Here is an 18,543-nt window from a genome sequence, read left to right as displayed (position 1 = left end):
AAGTTATAAAATGTCAAAAATAGCAGCAGATTTCGGAATACACGACGCTCTTAAAGCATTAGGAATTAAAGATGTCAATGAGGGAACTTCAACGGGATCCAATAATTTTTCATCCGGAGATATTATTTCTTCATATTCTCCAGTAGATGGTTCTTTGATTGCAAAAGTGAAGTCAACTACAAAAGCAGATTATGAAAAGGTAATGTCTACTGCTACAACTACATTCAAAGAATGGAGAACAAAACCTGCTCCTTTACGTGGAGAAATTGTTAGACAATTTGGTGACAAATTAAGAGAACTTAAAGAGCCGTTAGGTAAACTTGTTTCTTACGAAATGGGTAAAAGCTACCAAGAAGGCTTAGGTGAAGTTCAAGAAATGATAGATATCTGTGATTTTGCAGTGGGTCTCTCTCGTCAATTACACGGGTTAACTATGCACTCAGAAAGACCTGGGCATAGAATGTACGAGCAATATCACTCTTTGGGTGTGGTTGGTATTATTTCTGCTTTTAATTTTCCTGTAGCCGTGTGGGCATGGAATACTGCATTAGCTTGGATCTGTGGTGATGTTTGCGTTTGGAAGCCATCAGAAAAAACACCTTTATGTGGAATAGCATGTCAAAATATTGCTGCTGAAGTTCTTAAAGCAAATAATCTTCCTGAAGGCATTTCTTGTTTGATAAACGGTGATTATAAAGTAGGTGAGTTAATGACTCAAGACAATAGAATTCCGTTAGTATCCGCTACTGGATCTATTAGAATGGGTAAAATTGTTGCCCAAGCAGTTGCTGCTCGATTAGGTAAATCTTTATTAGAACTTGGTGGTAATAATGCTATTATAGTTACTCCTGATGCTGATTTAAAAATGACAGTTATTGGTGCCGTTTTCGGTGCTGTAGGTACCGCCGGTCAACGTTGCACATCTACTAGAAGATTAATCATTCATGATTCTATGTACGATAAAGTAAAAGAAGCAGTGGTTGCAGCATACCAACAATTAAGAATCGGTAACCCATTAGATGAAAATAATCATGTAGGTCCATTAATAGATACTGATGCTGTAGCACAATACAACAAGGCCTTAGAAAGAGTTGTCAAAGAAGGTGGTAAATTAATTGTTCAAGGCGGTGTGTTAGAAGGTGAAGGTTATGAAAGTGGTTGCTATGTAAAGCCTGCTATAGCTGAGGCTAAAAACGACTTTGAAATTGTACAGCATGAGACTTTTGCCCCTGTTCTTTATCTTTTAAAATATTCTGGTGATGTTGAAAATGCCATAGCAATTCAAAACGGAGTGGTTCAAGGTCTTTCTTCGGCAATTATGACAAACAATCTTCGTGAGGCAGAGCATTTCCTATCTGCATGGGGTAGTGATTGTGGAATTGCAAATGTTAACATTGGTACTTCTGGAGCTGAAATTGGCGGTGCCTTTGGTGGTGAAAAAGAAACAGGTGGTGGTCGTGAAAGCGGATCTGATGCTTGGAAAGTTTATATGCGAAGACAAACGAACACCATAAATTACACCACTGAGCTACCATTAGCACAGGGTATAAAATTTGATTTATAGATAATTTCCTAATTTTCTTTGCATGCTGCTTACTAGGTTGCTTTTCTGCCAGCTGGTTCATTAGACCAACTACCATGTAGTAAAGTTTGAGCACCCAGTACAATAAACATGCAAAGAAAATTTATAGTATTTTTTATTTTTTTCTTCATTTTTACAAGTGTAAATACCTCTGTATTAAACTAGTAAATTCCTCTATTGATTTCAATAAATTCTGTACGGCTTTACACAAATATTGTATAGTTGGATCATAGATTAGATAAATCTTAAACATAAAAAAATCCTGTCTACTAAAAGAAGACAGGATTTTTTAACCAACTAACTCAAAACTTTACACTGTATACTCAATGCCCAAACCTTGTGGGGAGAAATATACCGTTTAAGTATCTACGCAAAAATGCAAATAATAGTTGTTGTTTCATACACTTTTTTTACCATCTAACACGTAGATCGTATAGTTGGTAATATATTTAACATATCTGAAATTTAGATAATGATTGATTCTAAGGTAATTAGGTTACAATCTTTTAACATTTTTAAGATTTTTTTAATAAATTGTGGACTAAACACTAAACATAAATTACAATGACGAAAACAACAAGGTATTTATTATACATGTTGATTGCCATTGTAGTTGGTACATTTCTTTACATAACCTATTGCAGCGAATGTGGTGCAGTAGCCACTGTGACAGAGCCAACTACAGAAAAGGTAATCATAAAAGAGCCCTCGGCAACATCATATCCATTTGCAATTGATGGTAATGGGTTCGCCTATAATACCAATGACAATTATAATTTTAACGTTTCTTCCCATAATATTCTTATGCCTTTAGGAGCTGAATTAACAAAAGGTATTTCTGGATTACAGAATCATTTAGAAACCAATGACAGTAACGTTATAAACATAACGGGTTACTATACCAGTGAGGAAGAAAATAATACTGCATTTCCCAACCTAGGACTTGCAAGAGCAAATTCTATTAAAAATGATTTGGCATCTAAAGGTATTTCTACCGCTCAAATTAATACAATGGGTAAACTTATGGATGAGATGATTCCAAAAGATGGCACATATTGGGGCGCTGCTACCTTTGGCATTGTAGAAAAATCTGCAACCGCAGAAGATGATCTTAAGGCATTGTATGAAAAAATAAATGCAGATCCTTTAATTCTATATTTTAACTCGGCAGAAGCATCAATTAGTTTAGACGCTACCCAAAGACAAAAGGTTGCGGATATTTCTAGGTATTTAGATAAAGTTGCTGGAGCCACTACAAATGTAGTTGGGCATACAGATGCAACTGGCCAAGCAAGTACAAATATGAGATTAGGTAAAGAAAGAGCTGAATTTGCTAAAAGCTATCTAATGAAAAACGGTATCGCTGCCGATAAAATTATAGTTTCTTCTAAAGGACAATCACAACCAATTGCTACTAATGCAACTGAAGAAGGCAGAGTAAAAAATAGACGAACAGTAATTACATTAAATTAAGACATACACTAATCCTATAAATAAGTAAAATCATGAATTTTGAAAATATGAATATTTGGTGCTGGCTAATTCCAGCTTTAGTTGGTATTATCTGCGGTATATTAGGCTACCTAATAGGTAGACTTTTTGGTAAAGATTCTGTAGAAGTTGTAGATAATTCAGCCGAAATATCTAATCTTAAAGCTAGTAACGACAAGCTAAAAGCTGACTTAGCTGATTTAAATAACCTTAAGGCAACCAACAGCAAGTTAAAAGCAGATTTAGATGCATGTAACCAAAGAGTAATTGCCGCAAGCAAGGTTGTTAAACCTGCTCCGGTTACTCCAAGCGCGCCAAGTACAAATCTTGGTGCCTCTGCTGCCTCTTTCGCTGCAGGTGCCGCTACAAGTAGCGCGTTAGCTTTTGACGGATCTGCTGCCAAAGCTGCTTTCGGAAAGAATATAAAACAAGACGATTTAAAACTGGTTGAAGGCATAGGTCCTAAAATTGAAGGTATGTTCAAAGACCATGGTATTAAGACTTGGAAAGAACTGTCTGAAGCTAGTTTAACAGAATGCCAAAAAATATTGGATACAGGCGGAACTAGGTATAAGATCCATGATCCTTCTTCTTGGCCTTTACAAGCAAAAATGTGCTACGAAGGTAAATGGGCAGAACTTGTGAAGTGGCAACAAGAACATAAACACGGTAAACTATAGCTTACTGTTTAAAGCAAAAAAAAAATCCCGATCATAACTGATCGGGATTTTTTTATTTATAATGCTCCGTTTGCCTCTACCCACTTAAAGTGATATTGGTCTTGAGGAAATTTCATTCGCTCTGCAATTCTCTCTAATCTAGAAGGTAACTTAATTAAATAGTCACGTGCCTTTTCAGCTTCTTCATTTAATGAACGCACTGAATCTAATTCCCAATACGCATTTAGCTTTCTTAGAATCTCTACATAATCTTGTGCCGTATACACACCTAAGCGTTGTGCACAGTTAGAGAAATTCTCAAACGCTGATCCTATTGTACCACCAGACTCACGTAAAAAGTGCGCGGGCATTACAATCTTTTTCTTCATCATATCAGCAAAGGCAATCATCATACCAGATGGATCCTCTCCAAGAATAGTCTTCACAAATTCTCTATATGCTAAATGGTGTCTCATTTCGTCACCAGCAATAATTGTACACATTTTACCTAGAAGGACATTTCCTTTTTTCTTGGCCATTTGCCCAACACGCTTATGAGAAATATTGGTTGCTAATTCTTGAAATGATGTATAAACAAAGTTTTTATATGGATCACGATCCGTACCAATATCAAAACCGTCAGATATTAAATGTTGGGTTGTTATTTCTATTTCTCTCATATTTACCCTTCCAGATAAATACAGATATTTATTCAACACATCTCCATGTCTATTTTCTTCAGCTGTCCAAGCGCGAACCCATTTTGCCCAACCATTTGTTTTATGATCTCCATGCTGGTCAACACCTACTACATCCATTAACCAAGACTCATAAGTTGGCAATGCTTCTTCTGTAATAGTATCAGCTACCATGGTAACCCAAAAATCATATCCTAATTCTTTAGACTCCTCACGAATATCTTTTACTTCTTGTAAGAAAGTATCTTTCTCAGAATTTGGTAAAAAATCTGTTGGCTGCCATATATCCTCTGGTTGTATAAGGAAGGAATCCATAAATCCTTCTACCTGAGGTTCTAGAGCCTGCATCACTTCTAATCTTATATTTTTAGTAGACATAGTTTAGTTTTTATCAAAGATCGTCATTAAAACAATCTATTTTTTAGTAAAGTTAACGGTTTTCTTAGTTTCTTCCATTTTCATTAGGATAAAAGGTATATACCGGCTCACTTTGCCAATATTCTTTAGTATCCGCATTAAATACTGTCAATGGACCTTTGAATGCTGCACCCGTATCAATATTCCAAACATTGGCTGCTTTTTGCGGCGTAGTTTTTCCTATTCTTGTAACTGGTGTATGACCAATATAAATTTCCGAATAATTTTTTAATCGCTTAGGATAATGAATGTGATCTTCTTCTAAATCTTTATTAAGTGAAAGTGCTAACTCCCACAAGGTACGATCCCAATAGAACGTCTTTTTAAAATATTCATGCTCAATACCTTTTAAGTTTGTAAAACCTGCATGTAAAAATAACCTGCTTTCCGAATCTAAATGATAGTTCTGCAAGCTTTCATAAAACTTTAAATGCAAATCTTTGGTTTCCTTCGAGGCGTTACCATATGAATTGGATGTTGCTTCGCCACCATGCATAAACCAGGTTGGGTTATCCGCTTTGCCAGTTAACCACTCATAACAAAGTTCATCATGGTTACCTCTTAAATAAATACAATTATACTTTTCCTTTAATTGTAAAAGATAATTTACAGTTTCTACCGCTTCACTCCATCCATCAATATAATCTCCTAAAAAAATTATAGTATCCTTTTCTGTAATGGCAGCTTTTTCAAGTACCTGTTTTAAGGCCTGTAAACCTGAATGAATGTCACCTACTACCAGTGTTCTTTTTAAATTCATTTAGCAAAAATCGCAATTATGGCTATTATGACAAGGATAAATATTACTAAAAAGAAAATTTTCCAAAACGAATAAGGTCTATTTCCGCTTAGTACTCCTGTTTGGCCGTTAATGTAAAAATTGAACTCTTTACCGTCATACCTATATGAACTTAGATAAATTGGAAGTAGTACATGTTTAAATTTCTCATCTGTTAACTTAATATCGGCATTTGCTACTCTTTGAGTATCCCCGCCAATATCTCGCTTAATCCAATTATAAGCTATGTTTTTAGCTTCTTGAAAAGATTTATGATGCCCTTCTTTTAAGGAAACCGTATATTTTTCCGTTACAAAGCCTGATAGATATTTAGAATTGAAAACAACCAAATCTTTCAAGTTCCAAAAAGCGACTTTAGCGGGAATTTCCCTGCGTTTCTTTTCTGAAGCATTGATTAAAATATCATCTACAAAACCATCTACCTTGCCAGAAGCATACGTCCACCTTGTTTTTCTAACCTGTCTTGTTCTTTTTCCTTTATTACTATTATAAGTTTGGGTTTCATAGTAATAATCTCCACGTTGCCCTTGATAAGATGCAAACAGATTGGCATCGAACGTCCAATAAGGCACATAAAGACCGTGTAATCCTTCTGGATCTAAAGCAGCTTTTTTTAAATTGTCTGGTGCAAACCAAATTTTACCTACCCATCCTTTAAATATGGCTTGTGCCTTTTTAGCATCTAACTGAAAAGGCACTAAAGCACCTGGTAAGATCCATCCTTCTTTTTCAATATCTTCTCGAATTAAAGGCTCGCTACAATACACGCAATTAAGCGATTTGTAGTTTTCCTCTACATGTTGGTTGGCACCGCAATTTTTGCAATGCAATAGCTCTATGGTTTCGGTATACGCATTTTCGCCTACTATTTTAAGGTAGTGATCTAATTCTAGTTCTTCAAAACTACTTTTTGATTGCTCAATAAATTCCTCATAACCACAGTATTCACATGTAAGCTGATGAGAGCCTGGCTTAAATTTAAGCTCGGCCCCACAATTGGCACATGCTTTTTTAAACTCCGATTGTTGAATATCGTCCATAGAAAGTATCCCTAATCTATAAAAGGTATGTTATATGATAATTGTTTCTGATTATGCCGTTGGTAAAGGTGGTGGGGTATTACCGCCTAAGAAAGATTTTAATTCTTCTACTTCTTTCAAAGCGGTCCAACTTGCCATTCCTTGTTTCCAAATCAGAGAATCCCTATTAATAGTTCTGCTTGCAAATAACTCCTTAAGCTTTTCTAATGAAACCGGACCCAATTGCTGACCACTTACCGCATAAAAGTATGTAATCTGCGCAGGCATTGGCGGTGGTGCTTGTGGCTGTGCAGCTTGACCCCCAAATGGTTGTGCCGCAGGTTGCCCCATTAGACCACCCATTTGTTGTGCCAAAACAAAACCCATGCCCATGCCCATACCGGCACCAGCGGTACCACCTTCGTTTTTAGCCGCTAATTCCATTGCTTTTGCAGCTTTGAACTGGGCTAATTTGGTCATGTCCAACTTATCTAATCGACTGTATTCGAAAATTTCTTTCTTCAGTTCTTCTGGCATCGATACATTTTCGATGTAGAATTTCTCTAATTCTATACCTACCCTATTAAATTCTGGTTGCATAACCACTTGGCATGTTTCAGAAAGCTCACTGGTATTGGCAGCATATAATTCTATAGGCAAGTTAGCCTCGCCTACTGTATCTGTAAAACGGGTGACTATTAAACTTTTTAAATGTTCATTTACTTCATAATTCGTGAAGTTACCATCTGTGCCAACTACATCTATAATAAACTTACCTGGGTCATTAATTCTAAAACTGTATGTACCAAAAGCACGTATTTCTACAAAACCAAATCTATCATCACTAAGTATAAATGGGTTTTTAGTACCCCATTTTTCATCGGTAAAAAGGTGTGTATTTACAAAATACACCTCAGCTTTGAACGGACTGTCAAAACCGTATTTCCAACCCTTTAAAGTCGTTAATATTGGTAAATTTTGAGTGTTTAAAGTATAAGTACCAGGTTTAAAAACATCTGCTAATTGCCCTTCATTAATAAAAACTGCCGTTTGTCCTTCACGAACAATTAACTGTGCGTTGTTCTTTATCTCATTTTGATAACGTTCAAAACGATGGACTATAGTATCGTTTGTAGTATCTAGCCATTCAATAATATCAATAAACTCATGGCTTAGTTTCTTCTTAATTTCATCAAATATACTCATGGTTAGTGTGTGTTTTAAAATGTATAATATCAAGATATGCATTTCATGACCAGAGCCAAAATTAGCGGCATAATAATTCAAGAAAATAATCTACAAACTACAATAATTTAATATTTCCTTAAGAATATTTAGGAAGTAGGTCCTTTTTCTAATTAACTTAGATTTCCTTATTTTTCTTTTAGAACTATGAAAAAAGTATTTTGTATTGGTGAATTGCTAATTGATTTCGTTGCTGAAAACCAAGGTAAAGATTTATCTAAAGCTAAAGAATTTTCTAAAAAAGCCGGTGGGGCACCTGCCAATGTTTCTTGCGCTATTAGCAAGCTTGGTGGCGAAAGTCTTTTTATTGGATGCGTAGGTGACGACCCCTTTGGCACCTTTTTATTACGTATTCTTGAAAATGAAAAAGTAGACATTTCTTCAGCACAAAAAAGTGACACCTTTACTACTCTAGCATTTGTATCGATTGATGCCGATGGAGAGCGAGATTTTGTTTTTAGCCGTGGTGCAGACAAAGAACTTACCTATGATTCATCTCTTAAATCTAGATTTGAAAATAATATATTGCATTTTGGGGCTGCTACCGCACTTTTGGGTGGTTCATTAGAGGAGACGTATAACAGATATTTATTTGACGGAATCACTAAAAATGCTTTCATCAGTTTTGACCCAAACTACAGGGTAGACCTTTGGAAAAACAAAGAGGATGTTTTTATTCGTAAATGCCATCCTTACATAGAAAAATCTCATTTATGTAAATTTAGTTTGGAGGAAGCACAACTTCTTTCAGGCAAGGATAATTTAGATGAGGCATGTCAAGTTTTCCATGAAATGGGAACCCAAATTATAGTAATTACCCTTGGTAGCGAAGGCACATTACTAAGTACTGCTAAATTCAGTAAAACTATACCAAGTATAAAAGTCAACCCAAAAGATACAACAGGTGCCGGCGACGCTTTTATAGGCTGTTTATTGCAACAAATCTCGCAACATTCTAAGTTTGAAAATGTATTAGCAGATGAAAAATTGCTAACCAATATGGTTGCCAGAGCTAATAAGGCTGGAGCAATTACTACCGAGAATTTTGGGGCAATTGAATCACTTCCTACTTTACAACAATTAGACTCTTAAAATGAACCAAGCTGAATTACTAAGGTTATTGGCTGAGAGAGGTCAAAAGAAAAAAGGTACAAATTCTTTAACTTCTTTATTTGAGCAAAGATTAGCGACCAATCTTTCTATTATTAAAACGCAGTTTTTTTCATTATACCCAGAATCAGAGCATAAAGCCTTTTTCTATACTCTTTTAGATAAAATAGAGCTACTGTTCAAAGCCCGCCCTACAGAACTTCAAAAGCAAGATATTGAAAGATTAGAGTCTGGAAACTGGTACCAGAGCGAACAAATGGTAGGTATGCAGATGTATGTTGATCGCTTTAACAAGGACATTAACGGACTAAAAGATAAATTACCATACTTTGATGACCTAGGCGTAAACTTTCTTCACCTTATGCCCATTACCACTAGACCAGCTGGTGAAAATGATGGTGGGTACGCTGTAAATAGCTATCATGAGATTGATAGTAAATATGGCACAAAAAATGATTTTACAACCTTTACAAAAAAAGCTAGAGAACATAACATATTCTTAATGCTTGATTTTGTTGTCAACCATACTTCAGATGAATTTGAGTGGGCACAGAAAGCAAAAGAAGGAAGCTTACACCATCAAAATTATTATTACACCTATTCTGACCGTCATATACCAGACGAATTTGAAAAAACACTACCTGAAATTTTCCCACAATCGGCACCAGGAAATTTCACCTATAATAAGGAAATGGAAAAATGGGTAATGACCTGTTTTAACAACTATCAGTGGGATTTAAATTATAGAAATCCAGAGGTATTTATAGAAATGCTTGGTAACTTAATGTCATTAGCCAACTTAGGTGTTGATGTTATCCGTTTTGATGCACTTGCTTTTCTTTGGAAAAAATTAGGAACCTTATCTCAGAATTTGCCAGAGGCACATACACTTATTTCTCTTTTTAGAATGTGCTTACAAGTTATAGCCCCAGGTGTTATTCTATTAGCAGAAGCTATCGTTGCCCCAAGAAATATCATTAAATATTTTGGAGAAGGTACTGCTGAGGGCAATGAATGCGAAATTGCTTACAATGCTTCATTAATGGCATTGTTATGGAATTCAATTGCCACCAAAAAGGCATCTTTAATGGTTAAAAGTGTAACCGAAGTACCAAACAAACCTAAAGATGGTACCTGGATCAATTATATACGATGCCATGACGACATAGGTCTTGGTTACGAGGATGATTTTGTACGTGCAATAGGATCTGAACCTGCTGCCCACAAACAGTTTTTATTAAATTATTACTGTGGCAAATTAGAATGGTCACCGGCAAAAGGGCTCATGTTTATGTATAACCCTAAAAACGGTGATGGTAGAATTACCGGAAGTGCGGCATCTTTACTAGGACTAGAAACTGCTCTAGAACAAAACAACAAGAATATAATTGACTATGCTATCTCCAAAATTTTAATGATGCATGGTATTATTCTAACCTATGGTGGTATTCCAATGATTTATGCTGGTGATGAAATAGGGACATTAAACGATTATAGTTACGAGCAGAATGAGGACCATGTTAATGATAATAGATGGGTAAATAGACCTATGCAAAATTGGGACACTGTAGCTCAATTGAAAAAATCCGATAACAATCCTTCTGCTATTATATTCAACGGATTAAAGCATATGATTCGTCTAAGAAAAGAACATAGCGTATTTGCAGATTCCAATGATATAAAAATTCACGGCTGCCCTAATCAACATGTTTTTGCTTTCCAAAGAACCCATGAAGATGAAAGTGTTTGGGTACTGTCTAATTTTAATGAAGTTACCGAAACCCTAAATATTGGCTGGTTACTTTCTATAGGTATTCACGCAGGTGAAAATTCTATTGACCTACTTACTGGGAAAAATTTTGAGCTTATCCATAATGAGTTGCCATTAAAGCCCTACGAACAACTTTGGATTAAGAATATTTAACTTTCCTAAGCACGCGGAGAGCCTCTTTTAAAGAAGCATTTATTTTTGGGTATTTTGGTTTTAAGACTTGTCTGGCAAATTCCATTTGTTCTTTAGCTTCTTCAAATCCGTTTAAAAAACATATTAAATAAGAATCTGCTAAATACTTTAAACTCCTTACTTCCTTAATGGATAGCTCCATACTTTTCTCCACCTTTACTACCAACTCATTATTACGCTTGTAAATCTTTTGTAATTCGGTAACATCATATGTTGGTGGCTCAAAAAGCAAATCGCTCTTAATTTGGTATTTGCCATTTTCACTGAAATTGATGACCACTTTTTCTAACGGAAAATATTTTTGCTTTGCCCCAAGACCCAGTTGCACAAATTCAATTGTAGTAAAAGAGTCATTATCAAAGCTAATAGTGACCTCATCTAAATTGGAGTAGAATAGTTTTACCTGTTCGTTTATTAATTCTATATCTACACGATAGTGGTAAGTAACTCCATTAACTACTTTTTTGTTCCCAGCCCAGCATACTACAAATTGTTCTTTAAAAACTTTATAGTTGCTTTCAAGGTCTTTATGCCTGTAGTTTATAAAATCAATAACACCATCTAGGGTAAGTTCAATATTGTTTTTAGCATGCTGCTCAATAGTAGCAACGGCATCAGAATTTATATCTTTTAACTCTATACCATAGGCTTTAGGTAAACTAATACTCCCCTCTCTAAAAAAAACGGAACCCCCATAATATTTCCAGATATTCTTACGAAGAGAACATACTTTACCTATAGATTTTATAGTCACCAAACCCACCACCTTACCTTCTGGTAAATGGGGGAAAGGTATGTTCTCATATGATATTAACGGAGGGTTATCTAAGTAGGCGTTTACCAAATTTTGAATTTTACTATCATCAAAAAAATCAACACCTACTATTTTATTATCCTCATCTTCTACCCCAACTACTATAAAAGAATTGTTTGCCGGGTTACTGTTTGCCAATGCACAAACGTGCTTTAAAAATTTCCCTTTTCCCTCTTTTTCTCCAATGGAAATAAATCGCTTTTTGTCGTAAAAACTATTCTCGTCGTTATGTGCGAACAAGTTCTTTACCAAAAGGCGTTTATTGATCATTTTTTAAATATTTAGCTCTTTAAGGGTTTGCAATATGTGGGAAGACTAAGATTTATTTACAATAGTTGAAGAAGCTTGTGCGGTTGGCATAACAACTAAATCCGCAATATTTACATGGTATGGTCTAGTAACTACAAAGTAAATTATATCTGCTATATCTTCTGGTTTTAAAGGTTGAAATCCTTTGTAGACATTCTCTGCCCTATCTTCATCTCCTTTAAAACGAACATTACTAAATTCTGTTTCAACTAAACCTGGGTTTACCGCCCCAACACGAATACCTGTTCCATTTAAATCAATACGCATACCCTGGTTAATTGCATCTACAGCATGCTTACTGGCACAATATACATTACCTTTTGGGTAGACTTCCTTACCTGCGGTAGAGCCAATATTTATAATATGACCAGATTTTTGAGCAATCATTTTTGGAATTAATGCTTTTGAAACATAAAGTAATCCCTTCACGTTTATATCTAACATAGCATCCCAATCATCTAAACTACCATCTTGTATGGTATCTAAACCATGGGCATTACCGGCATTATTAATTAAAATATCTATTTGGGAAAATTCTTTTGGTAAGGAATCTATAGCCTCTTTTACTGATTCTTTATCTCGAATATCAAAATTTAAGGTATGTACTTGTACCTCTTTACCAAGCTCTTCTTTTAAAGCATCTAACCGATCTTGTCGTCTACCACACAAAACCAAGTTGATTCCGTTAATTGCAAAATGAATTGCTGTTGATTTTCCAATTCCGCTTGTAGCTCCTGTAATGAATGCTGTTTTTGTCATTTTATCAATTAATTATGCAACTTCATGCCCTTCGTTAGCTTCTAACATCAGAAACCAATCTTGTAATTCTAAATTAATGGCTACTGCCTCCATCGCCATTTTTAAACGTTTTGGTGTCGCCGTACCAACAACAGGATGCACACTTGACGGGTGTTTTAAAACCCAAGCCAATAAAAGCTGATCTTCTGTAGCATCATATTTTTTAGTAAGCTCCACTAAAACCTTTTTAATTCTATCATTTGCCTTAGATTCTTCTCTAAAATAACTTCCAAGAGGACTCCAGCTCATTGCTATCCTATCATAAGTTATGCAATCATCTAAAGTACCATCGTTCATAACTGCGTTAGAAGATAAAGAAAACTCCACTTGATTGGCTTCTACCTGAACTTCCTTCTCTATAAGTTGTATTTGAGACGGAGTAAAATTAGATACTCCAAATTGTCTAATTTTCCCATCATCACTTAACTTATCTACAGCCTCTGCAATTTCTGAAGGATTCATCAACGGGCTTGGTCTATGTAATAAAAGTAAATCTAAGTAATCTGTCTGTAGCATTTTTAAAGACCTTTCTACAGATGAGATAATATAATCCTTATCGTAATCATAATGCTTTACCCTATTGGATTTTTCTTTTACATCAAATTGAATCCCGCATTTACTGATCAGCTGAATATTTTCTCTCTTTATACCACTCTTATTGAACGCTTTGCCAAAATCTTCCTCGTTTGTATAATTACCATAAATATCGGCGTGATCAAAAGTGGTAATATTATTTTCCACACAATGATTCATCAACGCTATCATTTCAGCTGCAGAATGTTGTTTCCCCCATTTGCCCCAGGTCATAGTTCCTGCAATAATTCTAGAATATTTCAATATATTGTTATTTGATTAATGAAATTAAAAAGAAATCCCTTAAAACCTTCATAAAAATAAGGGGTTTTCCAATTTTTTAACCTATCATTAACAGCGACTGAATGAATAAATTTTCAATTTGCATGACTGTTAAAATTAGAAGCCTTAACAATCAATAATATAAAGTTTTAAATGGAAGAAAATACTTCAATTGACATTAGTGCCGTAAATGAGAAGATTGCTCGCGAAAGTGCTTTTATCGATTTACTGATGCTTGAAATGAATAAGGTAATCGTTGGCCAAAAGTATATGGTAGAACGATTACTAATTGGTCTTTTAGGGCAAGGGCATATCTTATTAGAAGGTGTTCCCGGTCTAGCAAAAACCTTAGCCATTAATACGCTTTCAAAAGCTGTTAAAGGTAGTTTTAGTAGAATACAGTTTACACCAGATTTGCTTCCTGCAGATGTTGTAGGTACGTTGATCTATAACATGAAATTAAACGATTTCTCTATTAAGAAAGGTCCAATTTTTGCCAATTTTGTTCTTGCGGATGAGATTAACCGTGCACCTGCAAAAGTGCAGTCTGCATTATTAGAGGCAATGCAAGAAAAGCAAGTTACTATTGGTGACGAAACTTTTATTCTTGACAAGCCTTTTCTAGTGATGGCTACTCAAAACCCGGTAGAGCAAGAAGGAACCTATCCACTTCCGGAAGCACAGGTTGACCGTTTTATGTTGAAAACGGTTATCGATTATCCAAAAATTAATGAGGAGCAATTAATAATGCGCCAAAATTTATTGGGTAACTATGAGACCGTAAATGCTGTGGTATCTATAGAACAAATACTAAGCGCACAGAAAGCGGTACGTGAAGTATATATGGACGAAAAAATCGAAAAATATATTCTTGATATTGTCTTCGCTACTAGATATCCTGAAAAATATAATTTAGAAAGCTTAAAACCTTTAATCAGTTTTGGTGCTTCGCCAAGGGGAAGTATCAATTTAGGTGTCGCTGCAAAATGTTATGCCTTCATTAAAAGAAGGGGCTACGTTGTTCCTGAAGATGTACGAGCTATTGTACATGATGTTTTAAGACATAGAATAGGAATTACCTACGAGGCCGAAGCTGAAAATATTACCTCTGTTGATATCATCAACAAAATTGTAAACGAGATCGAAGTACCTTAAATTCAGTTCTTAATATTTATCGCTCGTAATATATTTTATTACTAAATGCTAAATATGATTTACTGAAACAGAGACTGTAAACTGTTTACTATAAAAATGGATACCAAAGAGCTACTCAAAAAAGTACGGAAAATAGAAATAAAGACGAGACGTCTTTCTGACCATATATTTGGTGGGGAATACCACTCTACCTTTAAGGGTCGTGGTATGACGTTTAGTGAAGTACGCCAGTACCAATTTGGGGATGATGTAAGAAATATTGATTGGAATGTTACCGCCCGCTATAGTGAGCCTTATATAAAAGTTTTTGAAGAGGAGCGAGAATTAACCATGATGCTTGTGGTAGATATTAGTGGTTCAGAATTATTTGGTACTACTAATCAATTTAAAAATGATATAGTAACAGAAATATCGGCAACCTTAGCGTTTAGTGCACTAAAAAACAATGATAAGGTAGGTATCATTTTATTCTCTGATCAGATAGAGCTTTTTATTCCGCCTAAAAAAGGGAAGACTCACGCTTTACGTATCATTAGAGAATTACTAGAGTTTAAACCAAAAAGCAATAAAACAGATATAGCCCAAGCATTAAAATTCTTGAGCAGCGTCATGAAAAAGAAAGCCATTGTCTTCGTCCTTTCCGATTTTATTGATGAAGGATATGAAAAAACCTTGAAAATTACCGGAAGAAGACATGATTTAACCGGTATTCGTATTTATGATGAACGAGAAGAATCTATCCCAAATTTAGGGATGGTTCAAATGCAAGATGCCGAAACAGGAAAATTACAATTGGTAAATACCGCGTCTAAGAAAGTAAGAAATGCGTATGCAGAATTTCACAGAGAACGTGTTACTTATTTCAAAGAGTCTTTCACAAAATCTGGATGTGGGGTTTTAGATTGTAGAGTAGACGAAAGTTACGTTAAAAAATTATTGGGCTATTTTAAAAGAAGAGGTTGATACGAATGATTTATATAAATAGAATAATTGAAAATGGTGCTTCGTTCATAAAACGAATATCACCCTTATTCGTATTTCTACTGTTCATTTTTGAGCTATCTGCGCAAGAACGCCCAAATATCTCTTCGAAGGTTGACACTACTTTCATAAAAATTGGCGAGCAAGTTCAATGGACCGTTACTGTTGATATAGATTCTACCGACTTTGTTATTTTCCCTGAAGGACAAACATTTTCCCCTTTAGAAACTGTAGAAGCTTTTGCGACAGATACCACAAGAAAAAAGGATAGACTAACACTTCAAAAAATATATGCCCTAACCCAGTTCGATTCTGGCGCATACAAGTTACCGTCTCAACGTATTGATATTAATGGAACAGGTTTTATGACCGATTCTATGTTGATTAATGTGGCTACTATTCCCGTTGACACACTAAATCAGAAAATGTATGACATTAAGCCACTTATTAATGTTGAGAAAAGTAACTACGATTTTTGGACCTACTTACTTATAGGTCTTTTAATCCTATCTATTTTAGGGGGATTATTATATTGGTTCGTATTCCGTAAAAAACCGTTGACAGAAGAGGAAAAAGTAGCCCTGTTACCTCCTTATGATAGAGCCTTACTTGAACTTAAGCGTTTAGAAAATTCTAAATACTTAATACAAGATGAATACAAACAATACTACTCTGAATTAACCACTATTGTACGTTCTTATCTAGAAGAAGATGCGCATGTAACAGCATTAGAAAGTACTACCGGACAATTAATTGAGAAATTGGAACTTTTAAAAGATGCCGGTGAATTGAAATTGGATGATGATACCATCAAACAATTTCAACAAATACTACAGACGGCAGATTTGGTGAAATTCGCTAAGAACAAACCATCTACAACCGTTGCAGAACAAGATAGAAAACTGGTAGAACAGATTGTAGAAAAAACTCATGAGGCTTTACCAGAACCTACAGAAGAGGAATTACTGGAACAAGCAGAATACCAAGAAGAATTAGAGCGTAAAGCTAAAAAGAAGAAAATAAAAATTGCCATAATATCCACTATTGCCGTGATACTTATAGGCATAACTATTGCTGGGGTCAAATTTGGGTTTGGCTACATGAAAGATACTGTACTTGGTCATCCAACAAAAGAACTATTAGAAGGAGAATGGATTCGTAGCAGCTACGGTTTCCCTCCTATACAATTAGAGACTCCACAAGTATTAATACGTCAAAAAATAAAACTACCTGCAGAGGCAAAAGCTGCAATAGCAGATATACAAGCGTTTCAATATGCAAGTCCAATTGGTCTTTTTAATATTGGTACTACTTCCATTACTCTAACACAACAAGATGTTGAACCCGATTTTGAAAAAACAATTGAGCAAATTCTATCGAATTTTGAAAGTCAAGGTGCAAAAAACATCATTACAAAACAAGAAGAGTTTAGTACCATAAGCGGGGTTAAAGGTCTAAAAGTTTATGGAAGTGGTCAGTTTATAGCACCTGGTGCAAAAGAATTAATGGAAGGTGAATATACCGTACTACTTTTTGGTGGCAAAGGTTTTCAGCAATACATTATTCTAACTTGGTTAGAAGACGATAACTACGCTCAAGAAATAGTAGACCGAATTTTAGCATCGGTAGAAGTTAAAACAGAATTATAAATGTTCGATAATATATCATTTGCAAATCCTGATTTCTTTTGGCTGTTCCTATTACTGCCATTGGCAATTGTGTGGTATATCTTTAAACAAAAAGAGCAAACTGCATCTCTACGAATTTCTAGCGCCAAAGGATTCAGTTACAATAGCATTTTACCAAAACTAAAACCAGGTTTATTCCTTTTAAGATTGTTGGCGTTAGGTGCTATTATTGTAGCATTGGCAAGACCACAAACAGAAGATATTTCTACACGATCTAAGACCACTAAAGGTATTGACATTGTTATGGCAATAGATGTATCTTCTAGTATGTTGGCACGAGATTTAAAGCCAAATAGACTTTCTGCATTAAAAGAAGTAGCTGCAGATTTTATTAAAGAAAGACCAAATGATCGTATAGGTCTTGTTGTCTATGCAGGTGAAGGTTACACAAAAACACCAATTACTACAGACAAATCTTTAGTACTTAACGCGCTTTCAGAAATTACTTATGGGCAATTAGATGATGGTACCGCAATAGGTATGGGGCTAGCCACTTCGGTTAACCGTTTAAAGGAAAGTAAGGCTAAAAGTAAAATTATTATTCTATTGACAGATGGTGTAAACAACTCCGGTTTTATTGAACCGCAAACTGCTGCGGACCTTGCCATTGAATTTGGAATTAAAACCTATACCATTGGTTTAGGGACAAACGGAAATGCTTTATCTCCAATCGCTTATAATGCTGATGGTTCTTTTAGATATGGAATGCGACAAGTTGAGATAGACGAAAACCTATTAAAAGATATTGCAACCGCTACCGGTGGAAAGTATTTTAGAGCCACTGATAATGAGTCTTTAGAGGAAATCTATGACGAAATCAATAAACTAGAAAAAACAGAGGTAGAAGAATTTAAATACTACCGCTACGAAGAGAAATTTAGACCTTGGATTTTATTGGCGGGAGTATTGCTGTTGTTAGAATGGCTTTTAAGAAATACGCTATTTAGAAGCTTTGTATAA

Annotated in this window: 16 protein-coding genes; 9 read left to right on the top strand and 7 right to left on the bottom strand. The window is 35.1% G+C overall.

What is annotated here, in order from left to right; all coding sequences use genetic code 11:
* Positions 1–10: 10 nt before the first annotated feature.
* From P178_RS0107960 to P178_RS0107945, 3 genes are all read left to right on the top strand, one after another.
* Positions 11–1,564: an aldehyde dehydrogenase family protein gene (locus P178_RS0107960; RefSeq protein WP_027065723.1), complete on the top strand. Its 1,554-nt coding sequence runs from the start codon at positions 11–13 to the stop codon at positions 1,562–1,564.
* 582 nt (positions 1,565–2,146) lie between these two features.
* Positions 2,147–3,055: an OmpA family protein gene (locus P178_RS0107950; protein ID WP_027065722.1), complete on the top strand. Its 909-nt coding sequence runs from the start codon at positions 2,147–2,149 to the stop codon at positions 3,053–3,055.
* Between the two features lie 32 nt (positions 3,056–3,087).
* Positions 3,088–3,753, top strand: a complete 666-nt coding sequence (locus tag P178_RS0107945) for a hypothetical protein (RefSeq protein ID WP_027065721.1) — start codon at positions 3,088–3,090, stop codon at positions 3,751–3,753.
* Positions 3,754–3,809: 56 nt separating this feature from the next.
* On the opposite strand, the gene P178_RS0107940 is transcribed toward P178_RS0107945, so the two are convergent.
* The 4 genes from P178_RS0107940 to P178_RS0107925 form a co-directional block, all read right to left on the bottom strand.
* On the bottom strand, positions 3,810–4,808 hold the full coding sequence (locus tag P178_RS0107940) for an acyl-ACP desaturase (RefSeq protein WP_027065720.1): 999 nt from the start codon (positions 4,806–4,808) through the stop codon (positions 3,810–3,812).
* Positions 4,809–4,872: 64 nt separating this feature from the next.
* Positions 4,873–5,607 carry a metallophosphoesterase family protein gene (locus P178_RS0107935; RefSeq protein ID WP_027065719.1) on the bottom strand — a complete coding sequence of 245 codons (735 nt, stop codon included), beginning with the start codon at positions 5,605–5,607 and terminating at the stop codon, positions 4,873–4,875.
* On the bottom strand, positions 5,604–6,686 hold the full coding sequence (locus P178_RS0107930) for a hypothetical protein (protein WP_027065718.1): 1,083 nt from the start codon (positions 6,684–6,686) through the stop codon (positions 5,604–5,606). The genes P178_RS0107935 and P178_RS0107930 overlap by 4 nt, the downstream gene beginning before the upstream one ends.
* A 51-nt stretch (positions 6,687–6,737) precedes the next feature.
* The gene (locus P178_RS0107925; protein WP_027065717.1) at positions 6,738–7,871 is read right to left on the bottom strand and encodes an SPFH domain-containing protein; all 1,134 of its coding nucleotides are present in this window, start codon (positions 7,869–7,871) and stop codon (positions 6,738–6,740) included.
* Between the two features lie 186 nt (positions 7,872–8,057).
* Between P178_RS0107925 and P178_RS0107920 the strand changes: the two genes are divergently transcribed.
* Positions 8,058–9,002 (top strand): carbohydrate kinase family protein, encoded by a 945-nt coding sequence (locus tag P178_RS0107920; RefSeq protein ID WP_027065716.1) that lies wholly within the window; start codon positions 8,058–8,060, stop codon positions 9,000–9,002.
* A 1-nt stretch (position 9,003) separates the two neighbouring features.
* A complete protein-coding gene (locus P178_RS0107915; protein WP_027065715.1) occupies positions 9,004–10,944 on the top strand; it encodes an amylosucrase in 1,941 nt (646 codons plus the stop codon).
* Here P178_RS0107915 and P178_RS0107910 read toward each other — a convergent pair.
* The 3 genes from P178_RS0107910 to P178_RS0107900 are packed head-to-tail and all read right to left on the bottom strand — an operon-like array spanning position 10,931 to position 13,741.
* On the bottom strand, positions 10,931–12,067 hold the full coding sequence (locus P178_RS0107910) for an ATP-binding protein (RefSeq protein ID WP_027065714.1): 1,137 nt from the start codon (positions 12,065–12,067) through the stop codon (positions 10,931–10,933). The two genes, P178_RS0107915 and P178_RS0107910, sit on opposite strands and share 14 nt — an antisense overlap.
* 45 nt (positions 12,068–12,112) lie before the next feature.
* The gene (locus P178_RS0107905) at positions 12,113–12,865 is read right to left on the bottom strand and encodes an SDR family NAD(P)-dependent oxidoreductase (RefSeq protein WP_027065713.1); all 753 of its coding nucleotides are present in this window, start codon (positions 12,863–12,865) and stop codon (positions 12,113–12,115) included.
* A gap of 12 nt (positions 12,866–12,877) precedes the next feature.
* On the bottom strand, positions 12,878–13,741 hold the full coding sequence (locus P178_RS0107900; RefSeq protein ID WP_027065712.1) for an aldo/keto reductase family oxidoreductase: 864 nt from the start codon (positions 13,739–13,741) through the stop codon (positions 12,878–12,880).
* A 171-nt stretch (positions 13,742–13,912) separates the two neighbouring features.
* Here P178_RS0107900 and P178_RS0107895 point away from each other — a divergent pair, with 171 nt between their 5' ends.
* The 4 genes from P178_RS0107895 (at position 13,913) to P178_RS0107880 (ending at position 18,543) form a co-directional block, all read left to right on the top strand.
* Positions 13,913–14,914, top strand: coding sequence for an AAA family ATPase (locus tag P178_RS0107895; RefSeq protein WP_027065711.1), 1,002 nt, complete (start codon positions 13,913–13,915; stop codon positions 14,912–14,914).
* A gap of 96 nt (positions 14,915–15,010) precedes the next feature.
* Complete coding sequence (locus P178_RS0107890; protein ID WP_027065710.1) at positions 15,011–15,877, top strand: DUF58 domain-containing protein; 867 nt, start codon at positions 15,011–15,013, stop codon at positions 15,875–15,877.
* A gap of 5 nt (positions 15,878–15,882) precedes the next feature.
* Positions 15,883–17,544 carry a hypothetical protein gene (locus P178_RS0107885; protein ID WP_027065709.1) on the top strand — a complete coding sequence of 554 codons (1,662 nt, stop codon included), beginning with the start codon at positions 15,883–15,885 and terminating at the stop codon, positions 17,542–17,544.
* Positions 17,545–18,543 carry a vWA domain-containing protein gene (locus P178_RS0107880; RefSeq protein WP_027065708.1) on the top strand — a complete coding sequence of 333 codons (999 nt, stop codon included), beginning with the start codon at positions 17,545–17,547 and terminating at the stop codon, positions 18,541–18,543. It begins immediately after the preceding gene.

Origin of the sequence: Maribacter sp. Hel_I_7 (genome assembly GCF_000688315.1) — a bacterium.
Classification (GTDB): Bacteria; Bacteroidota; Bacteroidia; order Flavobacteriales; family Flavobacteriaceae; genus Maribacter; species Maribacter stanieri.
Note: the sequence above shows the minus strand (reverse complement) of the source record. Positions and strands in the feature narration are given on the sequence as shown.

Coding starts and splice junctions, on each gene's coding strand:
- P178_RS0107920 (WP_027065716.1), top strand. CDS start 8,058: ATGAAAAAAGTATTTTGTATTGGTGAATTGCTAATTGATTTCGTTGCT.
- P178_RS0107945 (WP_027065721.1), top strand. CDS start 3,088: ATGAATTTTGAAAATATGAATATTTGGTGCTGGCTAATTCCAGCTTTA.
- P178_RS0107905 (WP_027065713.1), bottom strand. CDS start 12,865: ATGACAAAAACAGCATTCATTACAGGAGCTACAAGCGGAATTGGAAAA.
- P178_RS0107940 (WP_027065720.1), bottom strand. CDS start 4,808: ATGTCTACTAAAAATATAAGATTAGAAGTGATGCAGGCTCTAGAACCT.
- P178_RS0107925 (WP_027065717.1), bottom strand. CDS start 7,871: ATGAGTATATTTGATGAAATTAAGAAGAAACTAAGCCATGAGTTTATT.
- P178_RS0107915 (WP_027065715.1), top strand. CDS start 9,004: ATGAACCAAGCTGAATTACTAAGGTTATTGGCTGAGAGAGGTCAAAAG.
- P178_RS0107930 (WP_027065718.1), bottom strand. CDS start 6,686: ATGGACGATATTCAACAATCGGAGTTTAAAAAAGCATGTGCCAATTGT.
- P178_RS0107960 (WP_027065723.1), top strand. CDS start 11: ATGTCAAAAATAGCAGCAGATTTCGGAATACACGACGCTCTTAAAGCA.
- P178_RS0107910 (WP_027065714.1), bottom strand. CDS start 12,067: ATGATCAATAAACGCCTTTTGGTAAAGAACTTGTTCGCACATAACGAC.
- P178_RS0107895 (WP_027065711.1), top strand. CDS start 13,913: ATGGAAGAAAATACTTCAATTGACATTAGTGCCGTAAATGAGAAGATT.
- P178_RS0107890 (WP_027065710.1), top strand. CDS start 15,011: ATGGATACCAAAGAGCTACTCAAAAAAGTACGGAAAATAGAAATAAAG.
- P178_RS0107880 (WP_027065708.1), top strand. CDS start 17,545: ATGTTCGATAATATATCATTTGCAAATCCTGATTTCTTTTGGCTGTTC.
- P178_RS0107885 (WP_027065709.1), top strand. CDS start 15,883: ATGATTTATATAAATAGAATAATTGAAAATGGTGCTTCGTTCATAAAA.
- P178_RS0107950 (WP_027065722.1), top strand. CDS start 2,147: ATGACGAAAACAACAAGGTATTTATTATACATGTTGATTGCCATTGTA.
- P178_RS0107935 (WP_027065719.1), bottom strand. CDS start 5,607: ATGAATTTAAAAAGAACACTGGTAGTAGGTGACATTCATTCAGGTTTA.